The following is a 20,759-nucleotide window of genomic DNA, read 5'->3' on the forward strand; positions in this document are numbered from 1 at the left end:
ACGGACGGAGGGTCACAGGCCCCGGGCGTCGAGCCAGGCGTCGATCCGGTCGAAGGTGCGGGGCGCGGAGCGGGCCATCGTCGCGTAGTGCCCGGCGCCGGGGATGTCGATCAGTTCGGTTTCGGCCCCCGTGAACAGCCGCCGGTGCGCTGCGCCACCGGTGACCCGGGCGTCTTCGTCCCCGTACACCAGCAGTACGGGCACCTTGACCGACTTCAGGTGTTCCAGGTCGGTGAAGACGGAGTCGAGCTGCGAGGTCATGTCACCGCAGGGGTGCCGGTTCTGGTGCGGGGTCGCGGCGTCCATGACGCGCTGCTCGGTGTCGTGGAAGTTGCCCCGGCGGAACTGGTCGGGACCCAGGTCGTAGTAGACGTAACCGCTCGGGTCCGACGCCTTCCGGCTCGGCTGACCACCGGCCATGCAGCTCTGGAGGGCACTGAAGAAGCGGGTGTTGGCCTCCGGAGTCAGGCCCCGGTCCGTCCAGTCCATGATCATCAGGCCGTCGATCCCGCCGAAGGAATACGCCTCGATCTGGACCACCTGGCCGCCGTTGGACTGCCCGGCGAGGGTTACGGTGTCGAACGTGACGGGTGCGTCCAGGCCCGGGGCGGCCGCGCTCCCCTTCTCGTCCGGAGCGTCCCTCTTCTCGTCCGATGCGCCCGATGTGCCCGAAGCGCCGGCCTTCTCGCCCGCCGTCGAGCCCAGCGCGTAACCGCCCTCGCGCAGCTGCCCCACGATCTGGTGCGCGATGTCCGCCTCGGCGCCGATGCAGGTGCCGAGTCCGTCCGGCCGGTCGCTGGCCCCGTAGCCGAGCCGGTCGATGGTCAGCGAGGCGTGGCCGCGCTTGGCCAGTTCCTCCGCGTAGTGGTAGCCGGGCACGTCGAGGCGCCAGTACCACTCGCCCGCCGCGATCCCGTGCTGGTAGAGCGTGATCGCCCGCTTCTTGCCGGACAACACCGAGGCGGGCGCGGTCAGATGGCCGCGCACGCGGTGCGTCGCGCCGTCGGTCCGGCAACCGGTCTTGCTGCGGTTGGTGTTCCGTACGGTGAAGGTGACCGGGACGTCCACGATGTTCCCGGCGGCCAGCCGCGCGGCGGTCGCCCTGGTGGCCCGTTCGCTTTCGGCCGGGGTCGGCACGGACGCGGTGGGCGATGCCCAGGCAGACGTGCCGGCGGACGTGCCGGCCGCCTCGGCCGCCGTCGGGGAGTCCGCCGACGCGGTCATGGCCGCAGCCACGGGGCTCGCCAGCAGCGCGGCGGCGGCGCCCAGTACGGCGATCCGCCTGATGATGCCGCCCATGCCGCTCATGCCGCTCATGCGCTCCTCGTTTCTCGTCGCGCCGCCTGCGAGGCGGGCAGCTGTCCGTGCGCGCGGTGCCAGGCGGCCTGGTCGGCGATGGTCTGTTCCAACGGGCGGAAGGTGACGTCGAGTTCACGGGCCGCGCGGGCGGAGGAGACCCTCCGGTGGTGTCCCTCCAGCAGCACCCGCATACCGGTACGGGTGGCGACCGGCTCCTTCCCGCGTACCTTCGCCTGCCACTCCAGGGCCGAGGCGAGCCCCATCGCGGCCGGTGAGGGCAGCTTGCGGGGCACCGTCCCGGTGCCGGTCGCGCGGACCACGGCCGCGCAGATGTCGTGCAGCGGATACCAGCTGCCGCCCGCGATGTAGCGGCGGCCCGCCGCACCGCGCGAGGCGGCGGCGACACACACGGCAGCCGCGTCGCGGGCGTCCACCACGTGGTTGCCCGCCGTGGGCAGCGCCTTGATCTCGCCCCGCGCGACCGCCAGGAAGAGCCGTCCCGCCGCGGTGGGACCCGCGTCGCCGGGGCCCCACATCCAGCCCGGCAGGACGAGCGGCACGCGCAGCCCGTACTCCGTGCCGTACTTCTCGCCGTACGTCGCGGCGAACTCCTGGCCGAAACGGTCGATCATCCGCTCGGCCCGGATCTTGCTGGAGCGGTAGTGGTTCTCCTGGTCGGGAGCGCCGTTGGGGGTGTCCTCGTCGCCGGGCGCGTGGATGTCGCCCCGGCTCAGTACGGCGATGGAGCTGGTCTGGACGACCGCCGGCACCTGCGCGTCCACGGCCGCCCTCAGCAGGTCCTCCACCGCGTCCACATTGGTGCGGTAGAGCAGTTCCACGTCATGGCCGGGCTGGTAGTACTCACGGAAATACGCGGCCGTGTGGATCACCGCGTCCATCCCGCGCAGGGCGCCCGCGTACGAACCGATGTCGGTGACATCACCGGCGACCAGCCGCAGCCCGGGGTGGTCCGGCAGCAGGTCGCGGGCTCGCTCGGCGTCCCGTACCACCGCGGTGACCTCCGTGCCGCCGGCCAGGAGCCGGTCCACGACGGCGTGGCCGAGCAGGCCGGTGGGCCCGGTGACGAGTGCGGTGCGCAGCCCGGTGGGTTCCCCCGGTCCCACGGACTCAGAGGGTGGCGGAGTGTCGCTCATGGGGCTTCCTTCCAGGGGATTCGGGGGAGTCGGAGGAATCGGAGGGATCGGGGGAATCAGGCGAATCAGGGGAATCGACGGGACCGGCCCAACCGGACCCGGACGCGTCGGCCGGGAGGTCCTCGGCCGGTCCCTCGCGCAGGCCGAGGCGGCGGTGCACCCGGCGCAGCGGCTCCGGCGCCCACCAGGCGCGCCGGCCGAGCAGCCGCATCACGGCCGGGACGAGCAGCGTCCGTACGACCAGGGCGTCCATCAGCACGGCGAGGGCGACGCCGAAGCCGAGCATCTTGGTGTTGGTGATCCGTGACAGTCCGATCGACACGAACACCACGCTGAGGACCACGGCGGCGGCCGTGATCAGCCCGCCGGTGGTGCGCATGCCGCGCAGCACCGCTCCCCGGTGGTCGGCGCTCCGGTCGAAGTCCTCCTTCATCCGGGCGATCAGGAAGACCCCGTAGTCCATGGACAGTCCGAAGGCGACGCAGAACATCAGTACCGGCAGCGTCACCTCCACGTCCCCGGTCGCGGTGAAGCCGAGCGGCCCGGACAGATGACCGTCCTGGAACACCCACACCACCGCGCCGAACATGGCTGTCAGGCTCAGCGCGTTGAGCGCCACCACCAGCAGCGGCATCAGCGCGCTGCCGGTCAGCAGGAACACCAGCAGCAGCGTCGCGATCAGTACGAAGCCGAGCGCGGGCGCCAGGCCGCGGCCGATGGCCGCCTTGCTGTCCACCAGGGCCGCCGCCGGGCCGCCCACCGACGCCCCGTCGGACGCGGAGGCGTCCCGGAGCGCTTCGGCCAGCCGCTGGTGCGCGGCCGACGTCGCGGACGTCTCGTCCTCGGCCACGACGGTGAGCAGGTTGTAGCCGGCCGCCCGGCGGGACGCGTCGGCGGGCGTGGGAATCTCCGAGCGCCGGCCGTCGCGGTAGGTGCCGTTGGACGAGTCGACCCGGGTGACGCCGTCGAGCCCGGACAGCTTGGCGGCGAGCCGCCCCGCGGTCGCCCGTGCCTCGGCGCGGGGAGCCCCGCCCGTACGCAGCAGTACGGGAACCGAGCCCTCGGGCGAGTCGTCGAAGTCGTCGTGCAGGCTCTCCTGGACGGCCCGCGCCTCGCTCGACGCGGGCAGCTGACGGTGGTCGGCGGTCCCGAACTCCGCGCCCAGGAAGGGCAGTCCGAGGACCAGGAGGAGACCCGTCACCAGGACGGTGACCAGCGGCGCGCGCTTCATGACGGCTTCGGTGAGGCGCCTCCGGGGGGCCGGTCCACTCGCGGCTCCGCCGCTCCCGGCGGAACCCTGCTTGCGGCGCCGTACACGCAGCGCGTCCACCCGGTGCCCCAGCAGCGCCAGCACGGCGGGCAGCACCGTCAGCGCGGTCAGCGCCGCCACCAGCACCACGCTGATCCCCGCGTAGGCGAGGGAGCGCAGGAAGTACAGCGGGAAGACCAGCATCGCCGCGAGGGAGACCGCCACGGTCAGCGCGGAGAACAGGACCGTACGGCCGGCCGTGCGCACGGTGCGCAGCACGGACGTCCGGGCGTCCGCGCCCGTGTCCAGCTCCTCCCGGAATCTCCGTACGATCAGCAGCGCGTAGTCGATCGCGAGGCCGAGGCCGAGGGCGGTGGTGAGGTTCTGCGCGAACACCGACACCTCGGTGAACCCGGTCACCACCCGCAGCAGCGCGCCCGTCCCGAGGACCGTCGCCAGTCCCACCAGGACCGGCAGCAGCGCGGCGACCACCCCGCCGAAGACCCAGACCAGCACCACCAGGGTGAGCGGCAGGGCGATCAGCTCGGAGCGCGTCAGGTCCTCGGCGACGGTGCTCTCGATCTCGTTCTGCACGGCGAGCGCGCCGGAGATCCGTACCGTCAGATCGCCCTGCTTGCCCCTCAACTCCGGTGCCAGACGCTCCAGTTCGGCTCGGGCGATGTCGTCGCCGCCCTCGATCCGGGCGGCGATCACCGCCTGCTCGCCGTCGCGGGAACGCAGCTCCGCGAGACCGGTCTGCCAGTACGAGACGACCCCGACGACCAACTTCTCGAAGGCGAGGCGCTCGGCCAGCCGTACGCCCTGCTGGGCCACGTTCCGGTCGTCGACCTGCGCGCCCTCGGGCACGGACACCAGCAGTACGAGGTTGGGCTGCTGCTCCGGGTAGTGGTCCTCCAGTACGCGCTGGACGCGGGCGGACTGCGAACCGGGGTCCGTGGTACCGCCGTTGCTGAGCCGGTCCGGCAGATCCGCGCCGAGCAGCACGGCGTCCAGGATCAGCACGACGGCCGCCACCAGGAACAGCCACGGCCTGCGGGTGACCGCCGAACCGAGCGACTTCAGCATCACGCCGCCCGTCCCAGAGCGGCGGCCAGCACCGACACCCCCGCCACGAGCACCGGCAGATCGAGGTGCGAGGACCAGGCGCCGACCGCGCCGTCGGGCCGTACGTAGATCACCAGCGGGCCCCGCTCGGCCAGCGAGGTCAGCTGCCGGCTCCGGTCGACGACGCGCGCGAACGGCGCCGTGTCGTCCCACTCCCCGGCGGGCGTACGGCAGGTCAGCAGCACCACGTCCGTCTGGCCGCCCACCGTGGAACCGGCCACCAGCTCGGCCGCCCGGTGCGCGGTGCGCACGACGTCCACCGACTCCGCGCCGTCCTCGACCACCAGCAGGGTGTGCCGGCCGGCCGAGAGAAGGTCGTGCAGCGAGGCCGAGGCGGTACCGCTCAACGGCTGCCACGGGGTGTCGGGCAGCCGTACCCCGGGCCGCAGCACGCTCTTCCCTCCGGAACCACTGGACCCACCGGAACCGCCGGAACCGCCGGACCCACCGGTCCTGCCGGAACCGCCGGTCCTGCCCGACCCGCCCGACCCGCCGGACCCGTTCTGTCTGCCGTCGGCCGACGCGATCCGGCCCGGGACCGCCGGACTGGATTCGAGTCCCGGGTCGAGCTGGGCGAGTTCGGGCACCATCTTGCGGTCCAGCGCGCCGGTGGACGACGCCACCTTCAGCACGGTGTCGCGCAGGACCCGCTTGGGTCCCGCCCGCAGCATCCACAGCCGGGTCTGCCGGTCGGAGTTGCGCAGCGCGCGCAGCGCGGCGGGCCGCCGCTCCGCCTCGTAGCTGTCGAGCAGCGCCGGGTCCGCGCCGCGCGAGACGGCGGCCAGCTTCCAGCCCAGGTTGAAGCCGTCCTGCACACCGGTGTTGAGACCCTGGCCGCCGGCCGGGCTGTGGCAGTGCGCGGCGTCCCCGGCCAGGAAGACCGGCCCGGAGCGGAACACCTCGGCGACCTTCGTATGGACCCGGAAGGTGGAGCGCCACCAGGTGGAACGTATCTTCCAGCCCTGCGGGCCACGGGCGGTCAGCAGCTCCTGGAGTTCCTCGTCGGACAGCGCGCGCGCCTCACCCGAGGCGTCCCGGTCGAAGAAGATCCGGTGCCCGCCGCCGGGCAGCGGTACGACGACCAGCACCCCCTCGGGGGTCAGGTGGTACTGGGCCTCGTCCTTGGGCAGGTCCCCGCTGATGTCGCCGTCGCCCAGCAGGAAGTCACGGGCGTACGTACTGCCCTCGAAGGCGATCCCGGCGGCCTCGCGCACCTTGCTGTTCGTGCCGTCCGCGGCGACGAGCCAGCGCGGCGACGTCACGGTGGCGGAGGCCGAGCCGGGGACGGCGATGGTGGCGGAGACGGGCCCCGCGCCGTCGCCGCCGATGATCCGGGCGTCGACGAGTTCGGTGTTCCACTCGACATTGCCGCCGAGCTTGAGCAGCCGCGCGTACAGCACGCCCTCGGTGATCGACTGCGGTACGCACAGCGGGCGCGGGAACGCCGTATCGGCGAGCGAGCCGAACCGCACCTGGCCCGCGCGCTTGCCGTTGGACCAGTAGGACGCCCCGGCGAGCGGCAGCGCGCGCTTCACCAGACTGTCCACGACGTCGATGCGCCGCAGCACCTCCAGCGCGCCGCTCCACAGGATCAGCGCCTTCGGCTCGCTGGCGGGGCCCTTTCTCCGGTCGATCACCCGGCACTCCACGCCGTGCTGGAGCAGCGTGCACGCGGCGGTGAGCCCGGTCGGACCGGCGCCCACGATCAGCACGGATTCCTGTTGTGTCGTCATACCCGGTTCCTGACTTGGTAGGTCCCGCGCGAGCGGAGCAGGGCGACGACCTGGTCGATCGCCTCGTCGGCGGTGGTGAAACGCACGGCGAGCATGCCGAGGCCGGAGGCGGCGGCGCAGTTCTCCTCAAGGTCGTCGAGGAAGAGACATTCGCGCGGGGACGCGGGCAGCCGGTCCAGCAGCCGCCGGTAGATCAGCGGGTCGGGCTTGCGTACGCCCTCCTGCGAGGAGTCCACGACGAGGTCGAACAGCTCGTCCACGGGGAGCTGGGCGCGCCAGCGCGGGCCCCATTCGGCCACATTGTTGGTGAGCAGGGCGGTGCGGTAGCCGAACCTGCGCAGCGAGCGGAGGAAGCAGACCATCTGCTCGTCGACGGTCCTGGCGCGGAACCAGAGCTCGCCGAACTCCCGTCCGCCGAGGAGGTCCAGGCCCCTGCGGACCGTTCCCGCCCCGGCCGGGCTCTTGAGCGCCACTCCGCCCGGACCCGCGCTGTCCGGGCCCCCGCCGCCCGGCAGTGCGCTGTCCGGCAGCTCGGCCAGGACTCGCTCCACCATCTCGCTCTCGGTGCAGTCCCCGGTCTCCAGGTCGGCCATCGGGCTGCGGCCGTGGCGCGCGGTGGCCTTGGCGAAGGCGTCCTGAAGCGCGGTCACCGGCACGCCCACGGCGTCGGCGAAGGCCGCGAACGTCTCGTCCAGCGGATTGGTCATGACGCCGCCGTAATCGACGACGACGGTGGTGATGGGCGCGGAGGTCACTGCGCCACCTCCATGCGGAACGACGCCACCACGCTGTCGCGCTGCATGACATCGACCACGACCGGCACGATCAGCGTGCCGAGCGACGCGTCGAGGCGGAACTGCTCGACCCGCGCCACCGCCTTGGCCGGCAGGTCCAGCTCCGCGAACTCCTGGAAACGCGCGTCCAGCGAGGTCACCTGGAGGCCGTTGGCCGAAATGGAGTGCAGCGACGAGACGGAGGCGGCGGCGAGCTGCCGGGCCGCTTCCATGAGCAGGTTGCCCGGAATATGGTCCAGCTGGTGGTCGAAGAGGTGGGGGTGGCTCGTGTCGCTCAGCACGGTGGCGGAGAGCGTGCTCGGCCCCGCCATGACCGGCTGGGTGATCACCACGTTGTACGCGTTGCGGCGCCCCACCGAGGCGGGATCGGCCGCGACATGAACGGGCAGCGCCCCGAGGACACCGGCGAGGGCGTCGCGGCGGCGCGCGCGCAGCGCCTTGTAGACATTGCGGCTGAAGAAGGCCAGTCCGCCGCTGAACCGCAGGACGGGCTTGCCCTCGATGGTGAACGAGCCGGAGAAGTCGATGGCCTGCACCCGGCCGTTGCGCTTGCGCTGCGGCTCGACCGCGAAGGTGACGACCGCGCGGGCCGGCGCGCTGCCGGTCCGTACGGCGGCCAGGTCCAGCATCTGTATCCGCAGGTCCCGGAAGATGAAGGACTCGTCCAGGTCGACCTTCTCGTAGGCGTGGGCGAGGAACACACCGCCCTGCCGCAGCACTTCGACCAGGAGGAGGAAGTCGTGGGTGGTGGCGTTCTCGCCCATGATGTGGGCGCGGGGCAGCTGGGCGGCCACCTCGTAGGTGTCCTGCTGGTCTTCCGTACGCCGGGAGTCGGTGAGGAAGACCTCGGCGATGGCGGCGCGGTGGACCATGGCGCGCGGAACGGTGCTGTCGTACCTGAGAGCGGAACGGAGCTGGTCCTGTTGTGCTGAGCCGGTCATCGATCCTCCTGGCAAGTAAGCGGGAACCGCATCACCTTGCAAGGAGGGGCTGGAGCAAACGCTGGTCGTGTCGCTGGACCAAGCGTGGAACGCGGACAGAGACCGCGTGGCACGTCTTCCCCACCTGGCGAATGCCAAAAGGTTGCACGCTGTGACCTATCTCTCGGCCACCTGATGACCGGCAATAACCGGCCAGTAGTGCCTATGGTGTTGCTGTTATTCGGACGATTAACGGGGGTTTTATGTCCGGCGTGTTACTGCGAGAACGCGGCTCCGAGCCCCAAGGAGATCCGTCGAAGTGGCGCTTCCGCCTCTTCGGTCCACTTCAGGTCACCCAGGGGGGCGTGGCGCTCGAACTGGGCCCGCCGAAACAGCGGGCCCTGCTGGCCATGCTGTTGCTCAGGCCAGGCATCGAGACAGGCGTCGACCAGCTGATCGACGCCCTCTGGGGCGAGGACTATCCGGCGTACGCGAAGAATCTGATCCAGAAGTCCATCTCGAGCCTCCGTGGTCTGCTGACGGCCGAGGAGCCGAACGACGGGGGCATCTCACTGGAGTGGTCGGGCGGCGGCTACCTGCTGAACACCGGGACCGCCGAGGTCGATCTGTACCTGTACGAACGGCTGGCGTCGGCCGGCATCGCCGCGGCCCACGAAGGGGAGATCCTGGAAGCGGCGGAGCTGCTGGAGAAGGCGCGCGTCATGTCGACGGGACCGCTCGTCGAAGGGCTCGACGGGCCGATGCTGGAGCGGGAACGGCTGTACCGGCAGGAGCGTTTCCTGGCGGACATGGAGGTGCGTGCCGAGCTGGAACTGGAGCTGGGCAGGCACCGTAACGCCGTGCCGTACCTGCACTACGCGGTCCACAAGTACCCGTTGCGGGAGCGGTTCGTATGGCTGCTGATGCTCGCGCTCTACCGGTCGGACCGCGGCAACGAGGCACTGAAGCTGTACGCCGACCACCGCGGCCGGGTCGTCGAGGAGATGGGCGTGGAGCCGGGCCCGAGCCTGCGCTCGCTCCAGGCCCGACTGCTGCTCCAGGACCCGCAGTTGATGGTCCTGTCCACCCTGCGGGAGGAGTGCGGCGAACGGGGCATCTGCCGGGAGCAGCCGGCTCGGCACTTCTGAGGTCCGGCCGTCGCTCACCCGCTCGTGAGAGCCGGTGGGCGACCGGCGGGTCGATCGGGCCGATCGACCGGCCCGATCGACCGGGTCCCGCGTCGATCGACCGCCGACGCGGGATCCGGGACGATTTCCCTTCCGGGGAATTCTTCATCCCATAGGTATTTCTCACCTATCAACAAGCGGCAGGGATTTTGCCCGTTCGGGGAACGACACGGTGTGTCGTTTTACGAAGTCTTGGTTTCCTGTAAAGGTTTGCCCCGTCAGCACGTCGCCTGAACTCGCGACCGGATGACCGGGTAACCGGATGACCGACCGGGCGGGTTCTTTATTGAAAGAGAAACCATGCGCTACGGCCCTGCCCTGCGTGAAGCGGTTGAATCTCCTCGTACGACCCCGCTCATCGGCATTTACGACATGTACTCGGCCTCCATCGCGGCCCAGCACTACAACGGATTCTTCGTCTCCGGCTTCGGATTCGCGGCTTCCCATTACGGACTCCCCGACATCGGGTTCATCGCCTGGCCGGACATGGTCGCCTTCGTCGAACGGCTGCGGCTGGCCTTCCCCCAGCACCACCTGCTCGTGGACATCGACGACGGCTATGTGGACCCCGAGGTCGCCTGCCACGTCGTACAGCGGCTGGAGCGCGCCGGGGCCTCGGGCGTGATCCTGGAGGACCAGAAGCGGCCCCGCCGGTGCGGGCACGCCGACGGCAAGCTGATCCTGCCGCTGGAGGAGTACCTGGACAAGCTCAATCTGGTGCTCAGCAGCAGGGAGGACATGCTCGTGGTGGCGCGTACGGACGCCACGGAGGAGTCGGAGATCGTACGGCGGGCCGAGGCGCTGGCGGAGACCGACGCGGATGTCATCCTCGTCGACGGGGTCCGGAGCGTGGAATGGATCCGTAAGATCCGTTCGGTCGTCGGCGACAAGCCTCTGCTGTTCAACCAGATCGCGGGCGGGAAGTCACCGAGGCTCTCCCTCTCCGAACTCTCGGAGTTGGGCGTCGATGTCGCCATCTACAGCACGCCGTGTCTTTTCGCCGCGCACGGCGCGATCGACGGCGCGCTGGTCGATCTGAAAATGGCCGACGGACGGCTGCCGGACACCCGCGAGACCGGATCCGTCGGGGTCAAGGGTTCCACGGAACTCCTGGAGAAGAACATCAGCAGACACCACGGAAGCCGGCTCCCGGTCTCGGTCTGACGGCGGGGTTCCTCTCTCGTGTCGACATCTCTTTTCCGGTCCGGCACAGGCCGGCACAGGAGTCCCGGAAAAGGGGCGCGTTCCATGCGGGCGTCCGCGACGGGAATTCTCGTCGCGGCGACCGCGAGCGTACTGTGCGGCACCGGCGCGGGTGCCGGTGCCGCACAGGCGACGGAGCCGGCCCCGGCCTCCCCTGCCTCCCCGGACACCGCGGAAACTCCGGCCGCTCCGGCCTCTCAGACCGCTCCGGCCGCCTCAACTGCCCCCACTGCCCCCACTTCTCAGGCCGCTCCGGCGGCTCCGGCCCCAACTGCCCCTGTGGCCACCCCCGTCAGCACGGCCACCCCACCCGTGGCCGAGGAGGACGACGACGAGGACGACGACGAGTCGGGCAACGTCACCGGCGGCAACCGTGGCCTCCTGGTGATCGACAACTCGTACGCGGACTCCTGGCTGGAGATCGACCGCACACTCAACACCCTGATCAACAGCAGGGGTACGGCGGGCAGCGACCACGACGGGGGCGGCGGCGCCATCGACGTACACATGGGGGGCTCCTCCCGGCCGGGCACCGGAACCCAGCCGGGCACCGGCCCCGATTCCGACGGCCGGCCCGGCACCGGCCCCCAGCCCTGCTCCTGCCAGAGTTCGTCCCCGCTCGGGTGGCTCCCGCAGCTCGGCCACCCGCCATGGCAGGGCGAGAACGGTGAATAAGGTGATTACAACGTGACGTCAACGCCCTGGCTGATCTCCTGGCCGGGCCGTGTGAGGAGGGCGGTCGACCCCTACGTCGCCGCCCTCCTCGGCACGGTCGTACTGGCGACGCTGCTGCCGGCCACCGGCCGGGCGGCCGCGGCCGTCGGGACCACCGCCGACATCGCCATCGGCCTGCTCTTCTTCCTCTATGGCGCCCGGCTCTCCACCCGGGAGGCGGTCGACGGCCTGCGGCAGTGGAAGCTCCACCTCGTGGTGGGCGCGAGCACGTTCGCGCTCTTCCCGGTGATCGGGCTGGCCATGGGCGGTCTCGTACCGTTCCTGATCACCGATCAGCTCTACACCGGCCTCCTCTTCCTCTGCGTCGTGCCCTCGACCATCCAGTCGTCGATCGCCCTCACCTCCACCGCCCGTGGCAATGTCCCGGCCGCCATCTGCGCCGGGACGTACTCCAGCCTGGCCGGCATGGTCGCGACCCCGCTGCTCGCGGCCTGGCTGATCGGCTCCACCGTCAGCTTCTCGGCCGACGGCCTGCTGTCCATCGCCACGCAGTTGCTGATCCCCTTCCTCTCGGGGCAGGTGCTGCGCCGCTGGATCGGGGGCTTCATCGGCCGCCACAAGAGAGCGCTCGGCCTCCTGGACCGGTCCTCGATCCTTCTTGTCGTCTATACGGCGTTCAGCAGGGGCATGGCCGAGGGCATCTGGCGGCAGGTCACGCCGGTCCGGCTGATCGGACTGCTGAGCCTGGCCGCGGCGCTGCTGGCGCTGGCTCTCGCCACGACCTCGCTCACCGCGCGGCGCCTGGGGTTCAGCCGGGAGGACCGCATCACCCTCGTCTTCTGCGGCTCGAACAAGAGCCTCGCGACGGGACTGCCCATGGCCGCGGTGCTGTTCGGGGCGGCGGCGGGGCCGGTGATCCTGCCGCTGATGGTGTACCACCAGCTGCAGTTGATGGTGTGCGCGGTCATCGCGGGCAGGTGGTCGCGCGAGCGACCGTGTGAGCACCGGCCGCCGGACGCCGCGGAGTCCGTCCCCTCGTCCGCGATGCCCGCGGCTCAGGAGAAGGTCGGTTGATGTTATCGACATGCGAAACTTAGGAAGCTTGTCCCTTTTAACGCTGTTGGTCTATTTGGGTGCAATAGGGCGGTCGACGCGTTCCCCTCGGTAAGTTGAACGTTGTTACGTTCGTGGATCCACGTGAATTCTGGGAACGGAACACTGTGCTCGCCGAGGCTTTCTGCGCCAGCGATGATCAGGTGCGCGAGGCGCAGGCGGTACTCGACGAGGCGCAGGCGGGGCGGAGCAGAACGCTCGCGGCTTTCGCCGTCACCGTCGGCGACGACGGTACGGTCGCGAATCTGCTGGGCCTGAACGAGCGCGAAGTGCGCGTGGCGCGGCGCACGGTGGGCAGGGACGACGCCCGTACCGTCGCCGAGGAACTGCTGCGCGTCCCGCAGGTACCGCTCGACTCGTTCGCCGACACCACGGTGATGGAAGTCCATCTGCCGCATCCAAGAAGCGAAACGGTTCCTCCGCCGCCGGAGACGCCACCGCAGGATCTGACCGCGTCCGCCGTGCTCCCCTCGCAGACGGCTTCGACGATGCCGATGACACCGGCCGCTCCGATGGCACCGGCCGCCCCCCTGTCCTCCATGGCACCCGCCGTGGAGGACACGGTGGCCTGGTCGTCCAGCATGGACTCGGTGCTGCTGTGGAGCTGGAAGTCGGGCCTCGACCTCCAGACCGTGGCCGCCGAACTGGGCCTGGAACTGCGGGCGCTGCTGCTGCGCGTACAGGCTCTCGCCGACGACGGACGGCTCACCTCCCACACTCCGTCCACCGACACCGGGCGCATCAGTCACATCAGCTCCTCCAACCACCCGGGCCACCCCGGGCGTCACCGCCGCCACCCGGAAGACCCCTATCAGGCGTACTTCAGCCCCACGACGACCGCGTTCCCGTCCCCCGTCCACCACTGAACCGTCCCCGCTCTCACCGCCTCACAGGTTTCTGACAGGTCAGGACCGGGTCCCACCCAGACTCGCTCCCTACAGTCCCGTTCATGACAGCGAATGACGCGGACGAGGCGCTGGCACGGGCGGCGACGGACGCCCTGCTGGCCGAGGCCGAACTCACCCCCAAGCCCGGCCTCCCGGACACCCGCGAGGCGGACTTCGGCGCCCTGCGCTGGTCCGCGCGTTCGCTGGCCCCCGGCCTCGCGGCCATGGCGGCCGCCGCCCGGCGCACGGACGGCGGCGCCGGCCGCGGGCTGCGCGAGGAACTCGGCTGGATCGGCCGCTCCACCGAGCGGTCCATGGCACGCGCGAACGCCGGAACCGCCCTGCACCACGGCGCCGTATGGCCACTGGGCCTGCTGGTGGCGTCCGCCGCCCTGGAGCCGGGCGCGGAACCGGACGAACTGCCCGCCGCCGCACGGCGGATCGCGGCCTTCCCGGACCGGTCGGCGCCCCGCGAACCGTCCCCCGGAGGCTCGATGGCGTCCCGGTACGGCGCGGCGGGGGCGCGGGGCGAGGCGCGCGCCGGATTCCCGCACGTACGGCGGGCGTTGGCGGCGCTCAAGACGGCGCGGCAGGCCGGAGCCCGCGAACCGCAAGCACGGCTCGACGCGCTGCTGACGGTGATGTGCACGTTGCAGGACACCGGCGTCCTTCACGCGGCGGGCCCGCGGGGGTTACGCCAGGTACAAGCCGGCGCACGCGCGGTCCTGGACGAGGGCGGCACGGACACCCCCCGGGGCGCGCGGGCGCTGCGCGCCCTGGACGTACAGCTGCGCACGCGGAACCTCCACCCGAGAGGCAGCGCCCACCTCCTGGCCGGCGCGCTGTTCCTGGACTCCCTGAAGTGCCGTACGCCGACGTTCCTGTACCGGGATGCCCACCACACGGGAGTCCCGGTACGGGAAAAGAAGGCCGGCCCTGGCCGCCCGAAGGCTGGCCCTGGCCGCCCGCCCTCGGTCCTTCAGCAGCGGACCGCCCCGTAGCGGACGGCCCGGCGGCGCCGCTCAGCGTGGCTCGCGTGCGCCGTCCAGGCGGCGGCGCAGACCGTACGGATTCTCGTCGTCCAGGACCGCGGGCAGCAGGTCGGCGGGGACGTCCTGGTAGCAGACCGGGCGCAGGAAGCGCCGCATGGCGAGGGTGCCGACAGCGGTGGAGCGGGGGTCCGAGGCGGCCGGGCAGGGGCCGCCGTGCACCATGGCGTGGCCGACCTCGACGCCCGTGGGCCAGCCGTCGTACAGGACGCGGCCGGCCCTGGTCTCCAGAACCGGGAGCAGGGCGCGGGCCGTGTCGGCGTCCCCCGGGCCGTGGTGCACCGTCGCGGTCAACTGGCCGCGCACCGCGTGCGCGACCTCTCCGAGCTGGTCCACGTTCCGGCAGGTCACCACCGTCGCCGCGGCACCGAACACCCCGTCCTGGAGCGCGGGTTCGGCCAGGAACACCTCGGCCGGGGCCGTGAACAGCCTGGCCACACACGTGTTGGCGCCCTCGCCGGGCTGCCCCGCGACGATCTCCCGTACGCCCTCGACCGCCGCGAGCGCCGCCGTGTCCCGGTCGTAGGCCTCGCGGACGGCGCGGCTCAGCATGGTCCGGCCGGTGTCCGACGCCAGCACGGCGGCGGCCGAGGTCAGGAACTCGGCCAGTTCCAGCCCGTCGACAGCCACCAGCAGGCCCGGTTTGGTACGGAGCTGGCCGGCGTCCCGCGTCAGCGCCTCGGTGAAACCGCGTACAAGTACGGCGGACCGGTCGCGCAGGGCGCCGGGCAGCAGGAACACCGGGTTGACGCCTCCCGTCACCGCGTACACCGGGATCGGTACGTGCCGGTCGGCGGCCGTCCGCGTCAGCGCCGTCGCGCCCGCCCGCGAGCCGGTGAAGCCGACCGCCTGGATCCGCGGATCGGCGACGAGCGCCCGGCCCGTCCGCGTACCGGGACCGAAGAGCAACGAGAAGACACCCTGAGGCAGTTCGCTCCGGCGGACGGCGGCGGCGACGGCGGAGCCGACGAGTTCCGCCGTACCGAGGTGGGCGCTGTGGCCCTTGACCACGACCGGGCAGCCGGCGGCGAGCGCGGAGGCGGTGTCGCTCCCCGCCACCGAGAAGGCGAGCGGGAGGTTGCCCGCGCCGAACACGGCCACCGGACCGATTCCCAGGTGACGCTGCCTGAGGTCCGGCCGGGGCAGCGGGGTACGGTCGCGCAGCGCGCGGTCGATACGCACCTGCGCCCATGCCCCGTCCCGTACCTCCGTCGCGAAGAGCCTCAACTGGCCCGTCGTACGCTCCCGTTCGGCCCGGATACGGCCGGCCGTCAGGCCGGTCTCGGTGACCGCCCTGGTGATCAGCTCCTCGCGGATGTCCTCGATGTGGTCCGCGACCCGCTCCAGAAAGGTCGCGCGCCGCTCGGGCGAGGTGGCCCGGTACGCCACGGCCGCCCGCTCGGCCAGTTCACAAGCGCGGGCGATGTCGTCGGGGGTGGCGGAGCCGTACGCGGGCTCCAGCACCGTGTCCGTACGGGGATCGACCGAGCTGAGCGCCGGACCCGCGCCGGTACGCCGTTCGGAGCCGAGGAACATCGCTCCGGTCAGGGACGTCAGGGGCATGGGGCGTTTCCTTTGCCTACGGGGTGGGGGCACGGGGGGCTGCTCCGGCGGCGGCTCACGGGCCTTGACTCGGCCACCGGTTCGCCGACTCCCCCGGCGCGAGGCGCTCCACCACTTCCGCCAGTTCCATGCACGCCTGCTCGATCTTCAGCCGGACGTTGTTCTGCTCGGTGACGATCGCCGACAGCAGCAGGGCGGTCAGCGCGGCCGACCCGTTGAGGGCCTGGAGGGAGATCATCACCGCGATGAGGTCGCGTTCCGCGTACGGGCCGACGTGTTCGACCGCCGCCCCGATCGTCAGTACGGACATGAACAGGGCGCACGGCACCGCCCCGGCGAGCTGGAACCGCAAGGCCGACCAGATCAGCAGCGGGAAGACGAGGAAGAGCAGGGGGACGGTGCTCCTGGTGGCCAGCGGGAGGATCACCACCGCCGTGACCAGCAGCGCCGCCGCCTCTGTCCACCGGCCGGTGACCCGGGACAGCCGGGCCCGGCGCAGCACGAGCAGCATCGGCGTGACCAGCAGCACGCCCATCGCGTCACCCGTCCACCACGCCAGCCAGGTCGACCAGAATCCGCTCGCCGGCAGCCTGCCGCTGAGCAGCAGCACACCGGACCCCACCGTGGCGCTGATCAGCATCCCGGCCAGGGCGCCGAGGAACACCAGCGCCGCCCCGTCCCGGAGCCGGTCCAGCTCCGTACGGAAGCCCACCCGCCGGAGCATCAGGTACGCGCAGACGGGAGCGAGGGTGTTCCCCGCGATGATCACGACATCGGTGGCGTGGAACGAGGTGATCGTCACGACGACCAGCAGGGTGCCCAGGGCGATCCCCGGCCAGATCCCGAGGCCCAGCAGGAGCAGCGCGCTCAGGGCGACACCGGTGGGTGGCCAGAGAGGCGTGACGACCGCGCCCTCGATGGCGACCCGCCTCAGCAGGCCGAGCCGTCCGGACGCGAAGTAGACGGCGGCGACACAGAGGATCCGGAGAGCCGCTACGGACAGATGTCGGACTTCCTCGGTGCGCACCACAGGAGCCATCAGACAACGCCCCGCCGCCCGGGTCGGCCGTGACACGCACGGCCGACGCACGGGCGTCACCCGGGACCGCCCGGCTTTCCGGCCCGTACGGTGGCGTCGCGTGCGGCCCCGTACACCCGAGCGGGGGCGGCTCGGCCGGTCCGTCTCAGTCCAGGTCCGCGCCGCGCGCCGCGCGCCGGTCCGGTGCCGCGTCATGGCGCAGGACGAGTACGGCGGCGTCGTCGGAGTGCCCGGTCAGCTCGGCCACCTCCAGCACGGCGGCGGCCAGCCGCCCGGCATCGGCGCCCGCACCCGCGCCGACCAGCCGGGCCACCCGCGCCAGCCCCTCCTCGATCGGGAAGGACGGGCCCTCCACGACACCGTCCGTGAGCAGGACGAAAGCCCCCGCCGGGGCCAGTCGGCGCCGTGTCACCGGGTACTTCTCCCCCGGCGCGATGCCCAGCGGCAGCCCGCCCTCGTCCTCGGCGATACCGGCCCGGCCGTCGGCCGTGGCCCACACGGCGGGCACATGACCGGCCCGAGCGCTCTCCAGCTCCCAGGTGACCGGGTCGAAGCGGAGGAACGTGCAGGTCGCGAAGAGACTGGAGTCCGCCGACAGCAGCAGATCGTTCGCCCGGCTCAGCGCCTCACCCGGGTCGAGCGCCACCGCCGCGGCGGCCCGCAGGCCGATGCGTACCTGGCCCATGAAGGCGGCCGCCTCGACATCGTGCCCCTGCACATCACCGACGGAGAACCCGAGCGCCCCGTCCGGCAGCACGAACCCGTCGTACCAGTCACCGCCGATGTCCAGACCGTCCCGCGCGGGCATGTACCGGGCCGCGGTCGACAGCCCCGGCAGGGCGGGCAGCACGGCAGGGAGCATCTCTCGCTGCAACGCCTCGGCCAGTTCCACCCGGGCATGCTGAAGCTCTGCCCCCTGCCGCGCCTGGGCGGTGAGCCGCCCGAGCGTGGTCAGCAGGTCGTCGGCGCTCACCGACCGGGTGGGACGACGCCGGGTCATGCACCGCTCCGAGGTACATCCGTTCACGGACCGCTGTGAGTTCTTCCCCGCAACGGACAAGGCCGGGGCCCCTTCGCCGGGCCCTGTCCGGTCGGACAGGCCCCAGGGCCCCGCACCCATCGTATTTCCGCCGCGCGACTTCCGCCGGGTGGGAGCAGCGCACGCGACGGCTCCGGCAGGGGAGCAGCCCAGGCGGGCTGCATCGGCAGGGGAGCAACGCACGCGGGCTGCTCCCCTGCCGGGAACGGGACCCGCGCCGATGCTTCAGCGTCGTACCGGCGAAGCCTCAGCGCCGTACCTCCGCCGCGAACGGTACGGAGGCCTCCGCGATCCCCGGCCGGTCGCCCGGCGCCCCCGCCGCCGGGTGTTTCCACAGGCCCGCCTCGGCCAGCCGGGGCAGCACCCCCTCGCCGAACCAGTAGGCCTCCTCCACATGGGGGTGACCGGACATGACGAACTCGTCGATCCCCAGCCGGTGGTACTCCGCGATACGTTCGGCCACTTCGGTGTGGCTGCCCACCAGGGCCGTGCCCGCGCCGCCACGCACCAGCCCGATACCGGCCCAGAGGTTCGGTGAGATCTCCAGGCCGTCCGCCGATCCCCCGTGCAGCGCCAGCATCCGCTGCTGGCCCACCGACTCGCTGCGCGCCAGGCCCGCCTGCACCGCCCGTACGGCTTCCTCGGAGAAACCGTCCAGCAGCCGCCGCGCCTCCGCCCACGCCTGGTCGGCGGTGTCCCTGCTGATCACATGCAGCCGGATGCCGAACCGTACAGTCCGGCCCTGGGCCGCCGCCAGGCCACGTATCCAGTCGATCTTCTCGGCGACCTGCGACGGCGGCTCGCCCCAGGTCAGATAGACATCGCTGTACCGGGCCGCGACCTCCCCGGCTTCCGGGGAGGAGCCGCCGAAGTACACCGGCGGCACCGGGTCGGGCACCCGGGCCAGCCGCGCCTCCTCGACCCGCAGGTGCTCGCCGCGCAACGTCACCGATTCGCCCCGCCACAGGTCGCGCACGATGGAGAGGAACTCACCGGTGCGCGCGTAGCGGGCCTTCTTGTCCAGGAAGTCGCCGTACGCGCGCTGCTCGTGGCTCTCACCGCCGGTCACCACATTGAGCAGCAGCCGCCCCGGCGCGTGGCGCTGGAACGTGGCGGCCATCTGGGCGGCCAGTGTCGGCGACACGAATCCGGGCCTGAAGGCGACCAGGAACTTCAGCCGCTCGGTCTCGCGCGCCAGCATGGCGGTGGTGAGCCAGGCGTCCTCGCACCAGGCCCCGGTGGGGGTGAGCGCGCCCTCGAACCCCAGTTGCTCGGCCGCCCGGCCGATCTGCGCGAGGTAGCCGAGATCGGCGGGGCGCTGCCCGCCGGCCGCCCCGGCGCCGCCGGCCGGCACACCGTGCCCGCCGCCGATGACATGGCGGCTGTCGCCGTAGGTGGGCAGGAACCAGTGGAAGGTGAGGCTCACGGAACTCTCCAGACAGGAAACGGGGGACCTGAGGGATGGACGGCGATGGTCAGAGCAGGCCGTGGCGCGGTGGCCGCGTACCGCTCAGCACGTAACGGCCGATGTGCTGCACCTTCCAGCGGACCGGATCGTGCAGGGTGTGCGTCCGGGCGTCGCGCCAGTACCGGTGCAGGTTGAGGCCGTCCAGGGCCGCGCGCGTCCCCGCCACCTCGAACAGCGCGCTGCCCGTCTCCACCGCCGCCGTCGCCGCGTGCACCTTCGCGGCGGCCACGGCGATCGACGCCTCGGCGGCGGTGTCGTCGGTGAGATCGGCGGAGGCCGCGTCCACGGCGTCCGCGGCCGCGGCGAGCAGCGCGTCCGACGCCCGTACCCGCAAGGACAGTTCGCCGAACCGCTGGACGAGCAGCGGGTCCTCGGCCGCGGTCTCGTATCCGTCCCCGACGCTCTCGAACCAGGGCCGGCTCTTCGTCGTCACGAAGTCCGCCGCCTCCGCCAGCGCGGCGGACGCGAGGCCCGCGTCGATGGCCGCGTGCAGCAATTGGGCCATCGCGCCGTGCAGTTGGGGCCCCTCGAAGGTGAGGTGGTGCGGCACCACACGGTCGGCGGGTACCACCACACCGGCCAGCCGCACGGTTCCGCTCGCGGTGGTGCGCTGCCCCATGCCGTCCCAGTCGTCCACGACCGTCACGCCCGGCGCGTGACTCGGTACGTACGCGACGTGCAGGGCGTCCGCGCGCAGGGCGCCCGCCCGGTCACCGGCCCGCGCCAGGACGGGGATCCAGTCGGCGAACAGCGCGCCGGTGGAGTAGTGCTTCTCACCGTTGAGCAGGTACGACGACGTGTCCGGCCCGGCGCTCAAAGCGGTCCGGATGTCCTGCACATGCTTGGTGCCCTTCTCCGACTGGGCGTTGCCGAAGCGCCGCCCCGCCAGGACCTCGCCGAAGAAGAACGTCCGCTGCCCGGCCGTGCCCTGCCTGCGCAGCACGTTCACGTACACGAAGTGGCTCTGCGGGATCTGCGCCAGGCTGGCGTCGCCGGTCGCCAGCAGCCGGACGACCTCGGCGAGCGTACGGGCACAGACGTCCGCGCCGCCGTGTTCGCGGGGCACGGTGATTCCGAGCAGGCCGCTGCGCGACAGCCGGTCGAGTTCGGCGCGCGGCAGCTCCCGCTCCGCGTCCCGCCGCGCGGCCCCCGCCCGGAAGGCCGCGGCCAGCTCGGCGGCGACCGCGAGCGCCTCGGACGCGTCGGCGATCACATGGGCCGGCGCGCCGGCGGGCGCCTGGGCGGGCAGCTGATCGGACACG

General features: G+C 71.9%; 17 protein-coding genes. 6 read left to right on the top strand and 11 right to left on the bottom strand.

Annotated features, from left to right (window positions below; all coding sequences use genetic code 11):
- Positions 1-12: 12 nt before the first annotated feature.
- Genes ACIOJD_RS21125 through ACIOJD_RS21150 form a run of 6 tightly spaced genes read right to left on the bottom strand, consistent with a single transcriptional unit; the run spans position 13 to position 8,295 of the window.
- Entirely contained in the window at positions 13-1,317 is a 1,305-nt protein-coding gene (locus ACIOJD_RS21125; RefSeq protein WP_401915827.1) for an alpha/beta hydrolase, read from the bottom strand.
- Entirely contained in the window at positions 1,314-2,453 is a 1,140-nt protein-coding gene (locus ACIOJD_RS21130) for an NAD-dependent epimerase/dehydratase family protein (protein ID WP_401915830.1), read from the bottom strand. Before ACIOJD_RS21130 ends, ACIOJD_RS21125 begins: the two co-directional genes overlap by 4 nt.
- Complete coding sequence (locus ACIOJD_RS21135) at positions 2,428-4,788, bottom strand: MMPL family transporter (RefSeq protein ID WP_401915831.1); 2,361 nt, start codon at positions 4,786-4,788, stop codon at positions 2,428-2,430. Before ACIOJD_RS21135 ends, ACIOJD_RS21130 begins: the two co-directional genes overlap by 26 nt.
- Positions 4,788-6,560 (bottom strand): FAD-dependent monooxygenase, encoded by a 1,773-nt coding sequence (locus ACIOJD_RS21140; protein ID WP_401915834.1) that lies wholly within the window; start codon positions 6,558-6,560, stop codon positions 4,788-4,790. The genes ACIOJD_RS21135 and ACIOJD_RS21140 overlap by 1 nt, the downstream gene beginning before the upstream one ends.
- Entirely contained in the window at positions 6,557-7,315 is a 759-nt protein-coding gene (locus ACIOJD_RS21145; protein WP_401915835.1) for an HAD family hydrolase, read from the bottom strand. The genes ACIOJD_RS21140 and ACIOJD_RS21145 overlap by 4 nt, the downstream gene beginning before the upstream one ends.
- Entirely contained in the window at positions 7,312-8,295 is a 984-nt protein-coding gene (locus tag ACIOJD_RS21150) for a ScbA/BarX family gamma-butyrolactone biosynthesis protein (protein WP_401915838.1), read from the bottom strand. The genes ACIOJD_RS21145 and ACIOJD_RS21150 overlap by 4 nt, the downstream gene beginning before the upstream one ends.
- A gap of 242 nt (positions 8,296-8,537) precedes the next feature.
- Between ACIOJD_RS21150 and ACIOJD_RS21155 the strand changes: the two genes are divergently transcribed.
- The 6 genes from ACIOJD_RS21155 (at position 8,538) to ACIOJD_RS21180 (ending at position 14,340) form a co-directional block, all read left to right on the top strand.
- The gene (locus tag ACIOJD_RS21155) at positions 8,538-9,422 is read left to right on the top strand and encodes a BTAD domain-containing putative transcriptional regulator (protein WP_401915839.1); all 885 of its coding nucleotides are present in this window, start codon (positions 8,538-8,540) and stop codon (positions 9,420-9,422) included.
- A 339-nt stretch (positions 9,423-9,761) separates the two neighbouring features.
- Complete coding sequence (locus ACIOJD_RS21160) at positions 9,762-10,625, top strand: oxaloacetate decarboxylase (RefSeq protein WP_401915842.1); 864 nt, start codon at positions 9,762-9,764, stop codon at positions 10,623-10,625.
- A gap of 318 nt (positions 10,626-10,943) precedes the next feature.
- Positions 10,944-11,339, top strand: a complete 396-nt coding sequence (locus ACIOJD_RS21165) for a hypothetical protein (protein ID WP_401915844.1) — start codon at positions 10,944-10,946, stop codon at positions 11,337-11,339.
- 12 nt (positions 11,340-11,351) lie between these two features.
- Entirely contained in the window at positions 11,352-12,413 is a 1,062-nt protein-coding gene (locus ACIOJD_RS21170) for a bile acid:sodium symporter family protein (protein ID WP_401915846.1), read from the top strand.
- 113 nt (positions 12,414-12,526) lie between these two features.
- Positions 12,527-13,318 (top strand): hypothetical protein, encoded by a 792-nt coding sequence (locus tag ACIOJD_RS21175; RefSeq protein ID WP_401915849.1) that lies wholly within the window; start codon positions 12,527-12,529, stop codon positions 13,316-13,318.
- Between the two features lie 83 nt (positions 13,319-13,401).
- The gene (locus tag ACIOJD_RS21180; protein ID WP_401915852.1) at positions 13,402-14,340 is read left to right on the top strand and encodes a triphosphoribosyl-dephospho-CoA synthase; all 939 of its coding nucleotides are present in this window, start codon (positions 13,402-13,404) and stop codon (positions 14,338-14,340) included.
- A gap of 21 nt (positions 14,341-14,361) precedes the next feature.
- Here ACIOJD_RS21180 and ACIOJD_RS21185 read toward each other — a convergent pair whose 3' ends face one another.
- From ACIOJD_RS21185 to ACIOJD_RS21205, 5 genes are all read right to left on the bottom strand, one after another.
- Positions 14,362-15,951 carry an aldehyde dehydrogenase (NADP(+)) gene (locus ACIOJD_RS21185; protein WP_401915854.1) on the bottom strand — a complete coding sequence of 530 codons (1,590 nt, stop codon included), beginning with the start codon at positions 15,949-15,951 and terminating at the stop codon, positions 14,362-14,364.
- A 55-nt stretch (positions 15,952-16,006) separates the two neighbouring features.
- Positions 16,007-16,981, bottom strand: coding sequence for an MASE1 domain-containing protein (locus ACIOJD_RS21190; RefSeq protein ID WP_401917075.1), 975 nt, complete (start codon positions 16,979-16,981; stop codon positions 16,007-16,009).
- Between the two features lie 154 nt (positions 16,982-17,135).
- Positions 17,136-17,990: a PP2C family protein-serine/threonine phosphatase gene (locus ACIOJD_RS21195; protein ID WP_401915857.1), complete on the bottom strand. Its 855-nt coding sequence runs from the start codon at positions 17,988-17,990 to the stop codon at positions 17,136-17,138.
- 286 nt (positions 17,991-18,276) lie between these two features.
- Positions 18,277-19,455 carry an LLM class flavin-dependent oxidoreductase gene (locus ACIOJD_RS21200; RefSeq protein ID WP_401915859.1) on the bottom strand — a complete coding sequence of 393 codons (1,179 nt, stop codon included), beginning with the start codon at positions 19,453-19,455 and terminating at the stop codon, positions 18,277-18,279.
- A 49-nt stretch (positions 19,456-19,504) separates the two neighbouring features.
- Complete coding sequence (locus ACIOJD_RS21205) at positions 19,505-20,758, bottom strand: SfnB family sulfur acquisition oxidoreductase (protein WP_401915861.1); 1,254 nt, start codon at positions 20,756-20,758, stop codon at positions 19,505-19,507.
- Position 20,759: the final 1 nt, after the last annotated feature.

The sequence above is a fragment of the Streptomyces sp. NPDC088116 genome, from assembly GCF_044741745.1.
GTDB lineage: Bacteria > Actinomycetota > Actinomycetes > Streptomycetales > Streptomycetaceae > Streptomyces.

Coding starts and splice junctions, on each gene's coding strand:
- ACIOJD_RS21125 (WP_401915827.1), bottom strand. CDS start 1,317: ATGAGCGGCATGAGCGGCATGGGCGGCATCATCAGGCGGATCGCCGTA.
- ACIOJD_RS21185 (WP_401915854.1), bottom strand. CDS start 15,951: ATGCCCCTGACGTCCCTGACCGGAGCGATGTTCCTCGGCTCCGAACGG.
- ACIOJD_RS21180 (WP_401915852.1), top strand. CDS start 13,402: ATGACAGCGAATGACGCGGACGAGGCGCTGGCACGGGCGGCGACGGAC.
- ACIOJD_RS21135 (WP_401915831.1), bottom strand. CDS start 4,788: ATGCTGAAGTCGCTCGGTTCGGCGGTCACCCGCAGGCCGTGGCTGTTC.
- ACIOJD_RS21160 (WP_401915842.1), top strand. CDS start 9,762: ATGCGCTACGGCCCTGCCCTGCGTGAAGCGGTTGAATCTCCTCGTACG.
- ACIOJD_RS21130 (WP_401915830.1), bottom strand. CDS start 2,453: ATGAGCGACACTCCGCCACCCTCTGAGTCCGTGGGACCGGGGGAACCC.
- ACIOJD_RS21195 (WP_401915857.1), bottom strand. CDS start 17,990: ATGACCCGGCGTCGTCCCACCCGGTCGGTGAGCGCCGACGACCTGCTG.
- ACIOJD_RS21150 (WP_401915838.1), bottom strand. CDS start 8,295: ATGACCGGCTCAGCACAACAGGACCAGCTCCGTTCCGCTCTCAGGTAC.
- ACIOJD_RS21155 (WP_401915839.1), top strand. CDS start 8,538: ATGTCCGGCGTGTTACTGCGAGAACGCGGCTCCGAGCCCCAAGGAGAT.
- ACIOJD_RS21140 (WP_401915834.1), bottom strand. CDS start 6,560: ATGACGACACAACAGGAATCCGTGCTGATCGTGGGCGCCGGTCCGACC.